General features: G+C 60.4%; 10 protein-coding genes. 6 read left to right on the top strand and 4 right to left on the bottom strand.

Annotated features, from left to right (window positions below; all coding sequences use genetic code 11):
- Positions 1 to 16: 16 nt before the first annotated feature.
- Entirely contained in the window at positions 17 to 1,042 is a 1,026-nt protein-coding gene (locus AB4N64_RS02975) for an NAD(P)H-dependent glycerol-3-phosphate dehydrogenase (RefSeq protein WP_460121848.1), read from the bottom strand.
- Between the two features lie 196 nt (positions 1,043 to 1,238).
- Between AB4N64_RS02975 and AB4N64_RS02970 the strand changes: the two genes are divergently transcribed.
- The 6 genes from AB4N64_RS02970 (at position 1,239) to AB4N64_RS02945 (ending at position 8,759) form a co-directional block, all read left to right on the top strand.
- Entirely contained in the window at positions 1,239 to 3,362 is a 2,124-nt protein-coding gene (locus AB4N64_RS02970) for a TonB-dependent receptor plug domain-containing protein (RefSeq protein ID WP_460121846.1), read from the top strand.
- Entirely contained in the window at positions 3,363 to 4,295 is a 933-nt protein-coding gene (locus tag AB4N64_RS02965) for an ABC transporter substrate-binding protein (protein ID WP_460121844.1), read from the top strand.
- A complete protein-coding gene (locus tag AB4N64_RS02960) occupies positions 4,292 to 6,193 on the top strand; it encodes an ATP-binding protein (RefSeq protein ID WP_460121842.1) in 1,902 nt (633 codons plus the stop codon). Before AB4N64_RS02965 ends, AB4N64_RS02960 begins: the two co-directional genes overlap by 4 nt.
- Before the next feature lie 247 nt (positions 6,194 to 6,440).
- Positions 6,441 to 6,956: a 3-hydroxyacyl-[acyl-carrier-protein] dehydratase FabA gene (fabA, locus tag AB4N64_RS02955; protein ID WP_003227150.1), complete on the top strand. Its 516-nt coding sequence runs from the start codon at positions 6,441 to 6,443 to the stop codon at positions 6,954 to 6,956.
- Between the two features lie 11 nt (positions 6,957 to 6,967).
- On the top strand, positions 6,968 to 8,188 hold the full coding sequence (fabB, locus tag AB4N64_RS02950; RefSeq protein ID WP_460121840.1) for a beta-ketoacyl-ACP synthase I: 1,221 nt from the start codon (positions 6,968 to 6,970) through the stop codon (positions 8,186 to 8,188).
- Between the two features lie 382 nt (positions 8,189 to 8,570).
- The gene (locus AB4N64_RS02945) at positions 8,571 to 8,759 is read left to right on the top strand and encodes a hypothetical protein (protein ID WP_460121838.1); all 189 of its coding nucleotides are present in this window, start codon (positions 8,571 to 8,573) and stop codon (positions 8,757 to 8,759) included.
- A gap of 62 nt (positions 8,760 to 8,821) precedes the next feature.
- On the opposite strand, the gene AB4N64_RS02940 is transcribed toward AB4N64_RS02945, so the two are convergent.
- The 3 genes from AB4N64_RS02940 to relA form a co-directional block, all read right to left on the bottom strand.
- Entirely contained in the window at positions 8,822 to 9,364 is a 543-nt protein-coding gene (locus AB4N64_RS02940; protein ID WP_460121836.1) for a DUF2058 domain-containing protein, read from the bottom strand.
- A 28-nt stretch (positions 9,365 to 9,392) separates the two neighbouring features.
- Entirely contained in the window at positions 9,393 to 10,226 is an 834-nt protein-coding gene (mazG, locus tag AB4N64_RS02935; RefSeq protein ID WP_460126580.1) for a nucleoside triphosphate pyrophosphohydrolase, read from the bottom strand.
- Between the two features lie 143 nt (positions 10,227 to 10,369).
- Positions 10,370 to 12,613: a GTP diphosphokinase gene (gene relA, locus AB4N64_RS02930; protein ID WP_460121834.1), complete on the bottom strand. Its 2,244-nt coding sequence runs from the start codon at positions 12,611 to 12,613 to the stop codon at positions 10,370 to 10,372.
- Between the last annotated feature and the right edge of the window lie 101 nt (positions 12,614 to 12,714).

Here is a 12,714-nt window from a genome sequence, read left to right as displayed (position 1 = left end):
CTTGTCTATAGCGTGATCAGTTGAAACCACTGGTGGAAATGAAATCGACATCAGTTTTGGGTTCGCCGCGCATCAGCAGTTCAATCACCTGACTGAGCGTGCGCCCTTCGAACAGGATCGCGTGCAGCCCGGCGACCAGCGGCATATATACGCCGACTTCCTGGGCCTTGGCCTTGAGCACTTTGAGCGTGTTTACACCTTCGGCCACTTCGCCCAGGCGCGCCACGGCGTCTTCCAGGCTCAAGCCCTGGCCCAGTGCAAAACCGACCTGATAGTTGCGGCTCTTGGGCGAAGAGCAGGTCACGATGAGATCACCGACCCCCGCAAGCCCGAGGAATGTCATCGGGTTGGCACCCTGATTCACTGCGAAACGGGTCATTTCCGCCAGTGCACGAGTGATCAGCATGCTTTTGGTGTTTTCGCCCATGCCCAGTGCCACTGCCATGCCAGCGATGATCGCATAGACGTTTTTCAACGCCCCGCCCAGTTCCACGCCAAAACGGTCGGCGCTGGCATACACGCGAAAGGTACGACCGTGCAGCGCAGCCTGAACCTGCTGGCAGAGCGCTTCGTCTTCGCTGGCGACCACGGTGGCGGTCAACGCGTGCTCGGCGACTTCCCGGGCCAGGTTTGGCCCGGACAACACACCTATGCGCGCCTGGGGAGCGATCTCTTCGAGGATCTCGCTCATCAGCTTGAATGTGTGGGCTTCGATTCCCTTGGTCAGGCTCACCAGCATCTTGCCGCTCAGCAGCTGCGCGTGAGGGGCCAGCACCGACCGCAGCGCGCTGGAAGGCAGCGCAACGAAACACAGCTCACACGCCGCAAGCGTCGCCAGCAGGTCCGTGGTGGGCTCCACGGCAGCAAGCACCTTGATGCCCTTGAGGTAGCGCGGGTTCTCGCGATTGACCGCAATGGCTTCGGCCTGTGCGGGATCACGCATCCACAGGCTAACCTGGTGCCCGTTCTCGGCCAGCAGATTAGCCACGGCGGTACCAAAACTTCCGCCTCCCAGAACCGCAATCGGGCGCTGTTCAGTCATATGCAATCCGTTAATCCATACCAGTGGCGATGCCGGCATTATACGGAGCGGCCCAGTGACGGACAGCCCCCGCATCAAATACCGGCACTTGTATGAAGATGACCAATAATGACGAGGAAAATGCGGTCATCGTGACTGGAAAAGTCGATGGGCTCGGTTAACATGCGCGCCAGTGATTCGCTATCAAGGATGTGTCGTGTCGTTTGGCTCTGCTTCAACTCGCTCGCCGCTGGTCCTGGCGCTGCTCCTCAGCCCGCCGTTGCTCGCTGACGACCTGTTCACCGACAGCGAGCAACTGCCACAGGTGCTGACGGCCACGCGCCTGAAACAGTCGCCCGCCGCAGTGCCCGGCAGCATGACGGTGATTGACAGTGAACTGATCGACAGCAGCGGCGCCCGGGACATCAGCGAACTCTTGCGCCTGGTGCCGGGCATGATGGTCGGCAACATCACCGGCAATCAGCCCGCCGTGAATTATCACGGCACCAACGCCAGCGATGCGCGGCGTCTGCAGGTGCTGATCGACGGTCGCTCGGTGTACCGCGCCGGCCTGGCCACGGTGGACTGGAGTGATATTCCCGTGGCCATGGAGGACATTGAGCGCATCGAAGTCTTCCGCGGCCCGAACACCGTCAGCTATGGCGCCAATGCGCTGATGGCGGTGGTCAACATCATCACCCGCCACCCGGCTGACAGTTTCGGCACGCGATTGAAGGTCACCCGCGGTCAGCGCGGCATCGACGACTTCTACGCCAGCCAGGGCGTCGGCTGGGACACTGGTGACCTGCGCCTGTCGATGTCCGGCCAGCAGGACGACGGCTTCGATTCGGACCGTCATGGCGCCGATTACCGTGACAGCCGACGCCTGAACCGCATCAACCTTGCCATCAGCCAGGCGCTCGACGAGTGGCAAAGCCTGGACTGGCAATTCAATGCCAAGGAAGGCAGTAATCAGCGGCCATACACCTACCGGCCGGTGTTCTCGGGGATTACCGCCGCCGGCAACAATTCCGACGTGAACGCCAAAGACTATGCCGGCTCGTTGCGCTGGAACCTGGACATCAATCCTGAACACAGCCTTTATATCCAGGGTTCGGCCCAGCACTGGGATCGCCAGCAGACGTGGCGGGCCTGCGACGCCGAAATCTCCTTCAGTCCCGAATTGACCGAACTCTGGCAGCTCAACCCCAATTACACCGAGCGACTGGCGCGCAACATCACCCAATACCTGGGTCCCGGCGCCCCGACCGGCACGGCGGCGCAACAGACGCTGGCCAACCAGGTGCTGGACCAGTGGCGCGCCGGTGCCGGGCAAAGCCTGTGCGGCGACATTGACCAGAGCATCCGCGAGTCGCGGTACGACCTTGAATTACAGGACACCCTCAGCCTGTCCGACAGCCTGCGACTGGTCAGCGGCATGAACTATCGTTACGACCGGGCCGACTCCGAGACGTACTTCAATGGCAAGTTCGATGACACCACCTGGCGTACCTTTGGCCATCTCGAGTGGCGGGCAACCGAGCACTGGCTGTTGCAGGGTGGCGCGATGTTCGAGGACACCCGGTTGACTGGCAGCTCGTTGACTCCGCGAATGGCGGTCAACTACCTGATCAATCCTCGCCATGGCCTGCGCGCGGTGTACTCGGAAGCGATCCGTTCGCCGGACATGTTCGAGAACAATGTCAACTGGAGCTACCGGGTCACCAACCTGCAACCTGCGGCCTTCGGTCAGAGCAGTGCGCGTTATTTCGTCAGGACCCGCGGCCCCGGGGACCTCGACAAGGAACGCATGCGTTCCAGGGAAGTGGGCTACAACGGCTATTTCTCCGAGTGGGGACTGGCCGTGGACGTGAAGGCGTTCCACGACGAGATCACCGGCATGATCAGCGAGCCCTTGCGCAATAACCAGTACATCGCCAGCAACGCCAACAGCTCGCGTTTCACCGGGGCGGAAACCCAGGTCGACTGGCGCCTGGGCAGTGCCGACCGGTTGCGCCTGACCTACGCCTATGTCGATGCCCGGTCAAGCAACCCGCTGGACGCCCGACAGACCGCCCGCAACAGTGGTTCCGCTGGCTGGTTGCGCAACTGGGGCCAGGGCTGGAACAGCGCGCTCTTCTACTATGGTGATGACGCCCTCAACGGCTATCGCTTTGAACGGGTCGATACACGCATCGCCAAACGCATAGGCTTGGGCAAGGCCACGCTGGAGCTGGCCGGCGTGCTCCAGCAACGCCTCGATCATCAGCCCACCACCTTCGTCGACAACCGTTATGACCAGCAGCGGGTCATGTACTTCAGTGCGGAGCTGGTGTTCTAGATGCCGCCGCGCCTGTCACGGACGATGCCCACCCTTGGCCGCCTGCTGGCCGGGTTGTGTCTGGCACTGGTCGCTTGGCTGGGGAGCCTGTCCGCCCGCGCCGAGGATATTTTACTGACGGGTGCCGAAGACAGTCCGGGCATGCAGGCCTTCGCCACGGCCCTGGGCGAACTGCGCCCCACCGACACCGTACATTTTCAACCGCTCAGCCAGTTGCCGGCACCGAGCCAGTTACCCAGGAAAACCCGATTGATCCTGCTCGACCTGCCGAGCCTCGACTGGCGCCTGCAAGACCCCCGAGGACCCGCAACGCTGGCGCTGCGCATCAGCCGCCTGCAAGCCCGCGAACGACTGGGAGCCACGCTGCCCCCATGGTTGACCCTGCTTTGGAGCGATCCGCCGCTGGATCGACAACTGCATCTGACCCGTATCCTGTTGCCCCAGGCCAGGCGAGTCGGCGTACTTTACGACCGTCATAGCGAATTTCTTCTCAATGAACTGCGTCTGGCCGCCAGGAAGCTGGACCTGGAGATCGTCACCCAGCGCTGGGACAATTCCCATGACAGCCGCCCTTTACAGGCCTTGCTGAAGAACAGCGACGTGTTGCTGGGCCTGGAGGATCCCGACCTGTACAACTCAAGAACCGCGAAAAACCTGTTGCTCAGCAGTTACTCGCGCCAGACCGCCTTGATCGGTCCCAGCGCCGCTTTCGTCAGGGCCGGCAGCCTGGCCAGCAGTTACAGCGACCAGAGCGACTGGCTGACGGTTCTCGACGAACTGCTCGACCGCCCGACGGACAGTTGGCCGCGCGCGCATTATGCCAATCACTTCAAAGTATTGAGTAACCCACAAGTGGCTCGTTCATTAGGTATTGAACAGATCGATGAAGCCCGGGTCGCAACACAGTTGGCCGCAGGAGAAAGCCGCCCATGACTTTCCGTCGTCGCTGGGACATCAACACCCGCACGCAAATCATCAGCCTCGGCCCGGCGCTGCTGCTCACCTTGCTATTGATCAGCTTTTTCACCTTCGTGCGCATCCAGGATCTGCGCCAGGAGCTTAACCACACCGGCCAACTGATTGCCAACCAGTTGGCGCCGGCGGCGGAATACGGGGTGATATCCGGCAATAACGAAGTCCTCGATAGCCTGCTCAAAGCCACCCTGGCCACACCGAACGTTCGCTTTTTGGAAGTCCAGGACAGCGCCAACCGGATTCTGGTGTACGTCGAACATCCCTCGGAATCCCATAGCCGCTCGCAGCAGGTCGAAGTGTTTCAGGCACCGGTTCGGCTGCAACGGATCGCGCTGCACAACGACTTTTTCCCCGGCAGCAAGGTGGCCAACGCAGCGCCTGCCGAAGATTACCTGGGCAGGGTGATCGTCGGGCTGTCCAACGATGCCTTCAGCAAACGCCAACAGGAAATCCTGTTCAAGGCCGGCATCCTCGCGCTGTTCGCCCTGCTGTTCACCTACCTCATCGCCCGGCGCCTGGCTGGCAGCCTGTCGCAGCCGATCCGTGACATTGGCAACGCCGTCAAGGCCATACAGGGCGGCGACTACACGACTCCATTGCCGATTGTCGACGACACCGAACTCGGCGCGCTGTCGCAGCACATCAATAACCTGGCCAGCGGCCTCGAACAGGCCAGCCGCGAACAGCACCAGGCCATGGCACAACTGATCCAGACCCGCGAGGAGGCAGAGAAGGCCAACAATGCCAAATCCGATTTCCTGGCGATGATGAGCCACGAACTGCGCACACCGATGAATGGCGTGCTGGGCATGTTGCAACTGCTGGAGACCACCGAGATGACCGAGGAACAGGTCGAGTACGCGGCGTTGGCTTCGGAGTCCACCGAACACCTGCTCAAAGTCATCAACGATATACTCGACTTCTCGCGCATCGAACGCTCTGAACTGGAACTGGAACACATTGCGTTCAACCTGGCAGACCTGATCGGTAGCTGCGCCCAATCGTTCCAGCACAGCGCGGCGCAGCGGGGGCTCCATTTGGCGCTGCAAATTCCCGAAGACATGCACGCCCTGCAGGTTCAGGGCGATCCGACACGAATCCGCCAGATCCTGGTGAATCTGGTCGGCAACGCGCTGAAATTCACCGAGCAGGGCCGCGTGAGCATTGAAGCGCAATGGCAGGCGCTGGACCACGAACTGTTCTGGTTTACATGCACCGTACGCGATAGCGGCATCGGTATTCCGGCCGAGAGTCTGGAGTCGATGTTCAACGCCTTCCAGCAAGCCGACAGTTCCATATCCAGGCGATACGGCGGCACTGGCCTGGGCCTGCCAATCGCCCGCACGCTCGCCGAACGCATGGGCGGTACGCTGCGTGCCCAGAGTGAGGAAGGACGCGGCTCGGCCTTCACCCTTGAGATTCCACTGGCGCGCCATAAACAGCCGTTGCCCGTACTGGCGCCTCGGGTACCTGCGGGTAACAGCGACGGTGCGGGCCGCAATGTGCTGTTGGTCGAAGACAACCCGGTCAACCAGACCGTGATCGAGGCCATGCTACGCAGCCTGGGCTTTACCGTCAGCGTCGCCACCGATGGCGCTCAAGCGGTACGCAGTGCCGAAAGCCTGATTTTCGAAGCGATCCTGATGGACTGCCGACTGCCGATCATCGATGGCTACGAAGCCACTCGACAGATTCGCCAGTTACCCGGTTGCAGCGACGTACCGATCATTGCACTGACCGCCAATGCCCTGCAGGGCGACCGCGAAACCTGCCTGTCGGCGGGAATGAACGATTATCTGGCCAAGCCGTTCAAACGTACGGATTTGCAGCAGATTCTCCAACGATGGGTGCAGTGATACAGGCCTTTCGAGCATCTGTGACTGGCGTGAAAGGCGAAATTGCGGCAGTCTTAGGCACCCGAATAGCCTCGAAAAGGGGCTTGAATAATAATTTCAGTGCACAAGTGTACTTTCATGTCCTTGGTGCTGTGACTTTCACTACAACGCAATAGTCTATGAGTAGGCTGCCGACTCGAGGCATGAACGCTTCGATCGGCCGGGAAGATTTGCCCCACCTGCCGCATGGGATTATTGAGGAGCTCGCATGACCAAACAAAACGCCTTTACCCGGGAAGACCTGCTGCGCTGCAGTCGCGGTGAGCTGTTCGGCCCAGGTAACGCGCAACTGCCCGCCCCTAACATGCTGATGGTTGATCGCATCACCCTGATCAGCGAAGAGGGTGGCAAGTACGGCAAAGGTGAATTGGTCGCCGAGCTGGATATCAATCCGGACCTGTGGTTCTTCGCCTGTCACTTCGAAGGTGACCCGGTGATGCCAGGTTGCCTGGGCCTCGATGCCATGTGGCAGCTGGTTGGTTTCTTCCTCGGCTGGCAAGGCCTGCCGGGCCGTGGCCGCGCGCTGGGTTCGGGCGAAGTGAAGTTCTTCGGTCAGGTGCTGCCAACCGCCAAGAAAGTCACCTATAACATTCATATCAAGCGCGTCCTCAAGGGCAAGCTGAACCTGGCCATCGCCGACGGTTCGGTCACTGTCGACGGTCGCGAGATCTACACCGCCGAAGGCCTCCGGGTCGGCGTTTTCACCTCCACTGACAACTTCTAAGGGTTATCCGCATGCGCCGCGTCGTTATCACTGGTCTGGGCATCGTTTCGTGCCTGGGCAATGACAAAGAGACCGTCTCCGCTAACCTGCGTGCAAGTCGCCCTGGCATCCGGTTCAACCCGGAATATGCCGAAATGGGTCTGCGTAGCCAGGTTTCCGGCTCCATCGACCTCAACCTCGAAGAACTGATCGATCGCAAGATCTATCGTTTCGTCGGCCACGCGGCGGCTTATGCCTATCTGGCCATGAAAGACGCCATCACCGACTCCGGCCTGACCGAAGAGCAAGTGTCCAACCCGCGTACCGGCCTGATCGCCGGTTCCGGTGGCGCGTCCACGCTGAACCAGATGGAAGCGCTGGACATCCTGCGCGAGAAAGGCGTCAAGCGCGTTGGTCCATACCGCGTAACGCGGACCATGAGCAGCACCGTTTCGGCCTGCCTGGCGACGCCATTCAAGATCAAGGGCCTGAACTACTCCATCGCTTCTGCCTGCGCCACCAGTGCTCACTGCATCGGTACCGCCATGGAACAGATCCAGATGGGCAAGCAGGACATCGTGTTCGCCGGCGGCGGTGAAGAAGAACACTGGAGCCAGTCGTTCCTGTTCGACGCCATGGGCGCCCTGTCCAGCAAGCGCAACGACACCCCGGCACAAGCCTCCCGCGCCTACGACGCCGACCGTGATGGTTTTGTCATCGCTGGCGGTGGCGGCATGGTGGTAGTCGAGGAACTGGAACACGCCCTGGCTCGTGGCGCGAAGATCTACGCGGAAATCGTTGGCTACGGCGCGACGTCCGACGGCTACGACATGGTTGCCCCAAGTGGTGAAGGTGCGATCCGCTGCATGCAGCAGGCGCTGTCCACCGTCGATACCCCGATCGACTACCTGAACACCCACGGCACCTCGACCCCGGTCGGCGACGTCGCGGAAATGAAAGGTGTACGTGAAGTGTTTGGCGACAAGGCACCGGCCATCAGCTCCACCAAGAGCCTGTCCGGTCACTCCCTGGGCGCCGCCGGTGTTCATGAAGCGATCTACTGCATGCTGATGATGGAAGGCAACTTCATTGCCGGCTCCGCCAACATCGACGAGCTGGACCCGGAAGTGGCTGACCTGCCAGTGCTGACCAAGACTCGCGAAAACGCCAAGATCGACACCGTGATGAGCAACAGCTTCGGTTTCGGTGGCACCAACGCGACGCTGGTACTCAAGCGCTGGGAAGGCAAGTAATCCCCTTCTGCTGCGCCGTACCTGAAAACGCCCCGACTGGTTCGGGGCGTTTTTTTTGCCTACCCCCTCCTCTGTAGGAGCGAGCATGCTCGCGATGGTCGTCAACGATAACGCTGGCTGCCTGAATGCCCGCGGTGACTGGGCTACCATCGCGAGCATGCTCGCTCCTACAGGGGGGCGTAATCACCTGTTCAAGATGAAGCATTTGTCATGCAACCAAACGCCCTGCGACCGAATGTCGCGGATTTTGCGGGCTGTAGCACTGTTGCGAATTTCGCAATGAATCTTTACCGATTTCGCGCGTTTACTTAGCCGGCTAACAAATCCTATAACTGAGTCCTGCACACGCCTTGCTGCAGATCACAGAAATTGGAGCTAGCAGATGACTGTAAAAGTAACTGAACGCGACGATTCACACATGTCCCATGAAGGCGTAGCCGCCGGTATCCGGATCTGGGACGTGCATCAACAAGACTTGCTGGTCGGGATGTTTCATAACGAAATCGACGCCCACAACTACAAGGCCGAACTGGAAATACAAGAGCGGCAACGCGAGCTACGCTCCGCATGAAACCACAGCATTAAAAACGACAAACCCCGCCATGAGCGGGGTTTGTCGTTATGCAAGCAGGCTTACCACATCAGATCGTCAGGGATCTGGAAGGCTGCGTACGGATCGTCCTCAGCCGCCGCTTCTTCGGTCTGCACATTCAGCTGCACGATGCGCTGCGGGTCGCGCTCCTGGATCTTCAGGGCCGCTTCACGGGGGATCACTTCGTAACCGCCGCCATGGTGCACGATGGCCAGCGAACCGTTGCTGAGCTTGTTGCGCATCAGCGTATTGACGGACAGGCGCTTGACCTTCTTGTCGTCGACGAAGTTGTAGTAATCCTCAGTGGTCAGCTTTGGCAGGCGCGTGGCTTCGATCAGTTGCTTGATCTGTGCGACACGGGCCTTGGCTTCGGCTTTCTCCTGCTGCTGGCGATTGAGTTCCTGGTCGCGCTTGACCTTCTCGGCCTTGGCTTCCTGGGCGGCACGCTGCTGGGAGTCATCGAGTTCAATCTGCCCCTTGTGGGCCAGACGTTGCTGCTTCTGCTTCTCTTTGCCGACCTGCTTGGCCTGCTTTTGGTTGACCAGCCCTGCTTTGAGCAACTGGTCGCGAAGGGAAATGCTCATGGTGCTTGTTTCTCGCTTGGGCCGCTGCTCAACCGCAGCTGGGTAAATTCTTTTCCTGGCGTTTGGCTTCGCCCCACAGGGCGTCCAACTCTTCGAGGGTGCAATCTTCCATGGGTCGGTGGGTGTCGCGCAATGCCTGTTCGATAAAACGGAAGCGTCTTTCGAACTTTCCGTTGGCGCCACGCAGCGCAGTTTCCGGATCGACTTTCAAATGACGCGCCAGATTGACCACCGAAAAAAGCAGATCACCGACTTCATCGGCAATCGCCGAGGGGTCGTCAGCGGCCATCGCTTCGAGGATTTCGTCGAGTTCTTCACGCACCTTGTCCACCACCGGCAAGGCATCGGGCCAATCGAAACCCACCTGCCCCGCACGCTTTTGCAGCTTGGCCGAACGGGACAATGCCGGCAACGCGGCAGGCACGTCATCGAGCAACGACAATTGCTCAGGCGCCTCGGATTTCTCGGCGCGCTCCTCGGCCTTGATCGCTTCCCAGCGCTGCTTGACCTGTTCCTCGCTCAGGCGCGGAACATCCAGCGGTGCGTACAAATCGCCCGTGGGGAATACGTGCGGGTGACGGCGGATCAGCTTGCGCGTGATGCTGTCGATGACGCCGGCAAATTCGAAGCGCCCTTCTTCACGTGCCAGTTGGCTGTAATAAACCACCTGGAACAGCAAATCACCCAGCTCGCCCTGCAAGTGATCGAAGTCACCTCGCTCGATGGCGTCGGCCACCTCGTAGGCTTCCTCAAGCGTATGCGGGACGATGGTGGCGTAGGTTTGCTTGATGTCCCAGGGACAGCCGAACTGCGGATCGCGCAGACGGCTCATCAGGTGCAGCAGGTCTTCAAGGCTGTACATCATTCACTCTCACCACATCTGAACCTGTAGGGGCGACGGTGCGACGATTCGACTTGCTCGCGATGAGGGCGTGTCAGCAGTATTTGATTGCCTGACACACCGCTATCGCGAACAAGCTCGCTCCTACAGTGGGTCTCATGGTCTCATGGGGTTCGGTTACGCCGCGTCTCGATGATGTTCGGCAACTGTGAAATCCTGCCCAGCAACCGCCCCAGTGCATCCAGGCCTGGAATCTCGATGGTCAGGGACATCAGTGCGGTGTTGTCCTCCTTGTTCGAGCGCGTGTTGACCGCCAGCACGTTGATCCGTTCGTTGAGCAGCACCTGGGAGACGTCACGCAGCAGACCGGAACGATCGTAGGCACGGATGATGATGTCCACCGGGTAGGTGAGCACCGGCACCGGGCCCCAACTGACCTGGATAATCCGCTCCGGTTCGCGACCGGCCAATTGCAACACCGAGGCGCAGTCCTGACGGTGGATGCTGACACCACGGCCCTGGGTGATGTAGCCGACGATGGCGTCCCCCGGCAGTGGCTGGCAGCAGCCGGCCATTTGCGTCATCAGGTTGCCGACGCCCTGGATCTGAATGTCGCCGCGCTTGCCCGGCTTGTAGCCGGTGGCCTTGCGTGGGATCAGCTCCAGCTGTTCGTTGCCGCGCTCCGGCTCGACCAGTTGCTGCGCCAGGTTCACGAGTTGCGCCAGACGCAAATCGCCAGCACCGAGCGCGGCAAACATGTCCTCGGCGGTTTTCATGTTGGCCTTGTCGGCCAGTTTCTCGAAATCCACCGCCGGCAGGCCGAGGCGATTAAGCTCGCGCTCCAGCAGGGTTTTACCGGCGGCAACGTTCTGGTCACGCGCCTGCAACTTGAACCAGTGGACGATCTTCGCCCGCGCTCGGGACGTGGTCACGTAACCCAGGTTCGGGTTCAGCCAGTCGCGGCTTGGCGTGCCGTGCTTGCTGGTGATGATCTCGACCTGCTCGCCGGTTTGCAGGCTGTAGTTGAGCGGTACGATGCGCCCGTTGATCTTCGCGCCACGGCAGTTATGGCCGATTTCGGTGTGCACGCGATAGGCAAAGTCCAACGGCGTTGCCCCCTTGGGCAAGTCGATGGCGTGACCGTCCGGGGTAAAGATGTAGACCCGGTCCGGCTCGATATCGACGCGCAGTTGTTCGGCGAGGCCGCCGATATCGCCAAGCTCTTCGTGCCACTCGAGCACCTGACGCAGCCAGGAGATTTTTTCTTCGTAGTGGTTGGAGCTGGGTTTGACATCGGTGCCCTTGTAGCGCCAGTGCGCGCAAACGCCCAGCTCGGCTTCTTCGTGCATGGCATGAGTGCGGATCTGCACTTCCAGCACCTTGCCTTCAGGACCGATCACAGCGGTGTGCAGCGAGCGGTAGCCGTTCTCTTTCGGGTTGGCGATGTAGTCGTCAAATTCTTTCGGGATGTGTCGCCACAGCGTGTGGACGATCCCCAGCGCGGTATAGCAGTCGCGCATTTCCGGCACCAGCACACGGACCGCGCGCACGTCGTAGATCTGGCTGAACTCCAGGCCCTTGCGCTGCATTTTGCGCCAGATGGAATAGATGTGCTTGGCCCGCCCACTGATGTCGGCTTCGACACCGGTGGCCTGCAACTCGCTCTTTAGCTGGCACATCACGTCGCTGATGAAGCGCTCGCGATCCAGGCGCCGCTCGTGCAGCAGCTTGGCAATTTGCTTGTACTGGTCGGGCTCGAGGTAACGGAAGGACAGATCCTCCAGTTCCCACTTGATATGACCGATACCCAGGCGGTGCGCCAGCGGTGCATAGATGTCGAAAACTTCACGGGCAACGCGATTGCGCTTCTCGTCATCGGCGGTTTTTACCGCACGGATCGCGCAAGTGCGTTCAGCCAGTTTGATCAAGGCAACACGCACGTCGTCGACCATGGCCACGAGCATCTTGCGCAGGTTTTCCACCTGCCCCTGAGTGCCCATCACCATGGATTTACGCGGACTCAGGCTGTCGCTGATCGCCGCCATGCGCAGCACGCCGTCGATCAGTTTGGCCACCACCGGACCAAAGCGCTGGCTCACGGCCGGTAGCTGGATCTGCCCTTCGCGGACGCCGCGGTACAGGACCGCAGCGACCAGGGAGTCCTGATCGAGTTTGAGGTCGGCGAGAATCTCGGCGATCTCAAGGCCCGTGCTGAAACTCGAGGTCCCTTCGGACCACAGGTTTTTTGCCGCATTGGCCTGTTGTTCTGCCGCACGAGCGAACTCGCACGCGTCCTTCAAGGCTTCGCGATCCAGTGCCATGTCGACACTGACCGCATGATCGAGCCAAGCCTCGAGATTGATACTGCCGTCGGTGTTGATCGGCTGGTGTGCTCTCACCTGTACCATCTTGCTTTACCTTCCCTACGACGCAGATTCAATGCGTCAAATCGCTGACCTTCGTTGCCGGTGCACTCGCGGGGCGAGACGAGTGCTGCACGGGCGGGTCA

This window comes from Pseudomonas sp. S2_C03, assembly GCF_054668405.1.
The sequence above is the reverse complement of the archived record's forward strand: the minus strand, read 5'-3'. Positions and strand labels throughout refer to the sequence as shown.

What these genes read in the sequence shown, in the direction of transcription:
- AB4N64_RS02975 (WP_460121848.1), bottom strand. Translation starts at nt 1,042, where the DNA reads ATGACTGAACAGCGCCCGATTGCGGTTCTGGGAGGCGGAAGTTTTGGT.
- AB4N64_RS02965 (WP_460121844.1), top strand. Translation starts at nt 3,363, where the DNA reads ATGCCGCCGCGCCTGTCACGGACGATGCCCACCCTTGGCCGCCTGCTG.
- AB4N64_RS02960 (WP_460121842.1), top strand. Translation starts at nt 4,292, where the DNA reads ATGACTTTCCGTCGTCGCTGGGACATCAACACCCGCACGCAAATCATC.
- fabA (WP_003227150.1), top strand. Translation starts at nt 6,441, where the DNA reads ATGACCAAACAAAACGCCTTTACCCGGGAAGACCTGCTGCGCTGCAGT.
- fabB (WP_460121840.1), top strand. Translation starts at nt 6,968, where the DNA reads ATGCGCCGCGTCGTTATCACTGGTCTGGGCATCGTTTCGTGCCTGGGC.
- AB4N64_RS02945 (WP_460121838.1), top strand. Translation starts at nt 8,571, where the DNA reads ATGACTGTAAAAGTAACTGAACGCGACGATTCACACATGTCCCATGAA.
- AB4N64_RS02940 (WP_460121836.1), bottom strand. Translation starts at nt 9,364, where the DNA reads ATGAGCATTTCCCTTCGCGACCAGTTGCTCAAAGCAGGGCTGGTCAAC.
- mazG (WP_460126580.1), bottom strand. Translation starts at nt 10,226, where the DNA reads ATGTACAGCCTTGAAGACCTGCTGCACCTGATGAGCCGTCTGCGCGAT.
- relA (WP_460121834.1), bottom strand. Translation starts at nt 12,613, where the DNA reads ATGGTACAGGTGAGAGCACACCAGCCGATCAACACCGACGGCAGTATC.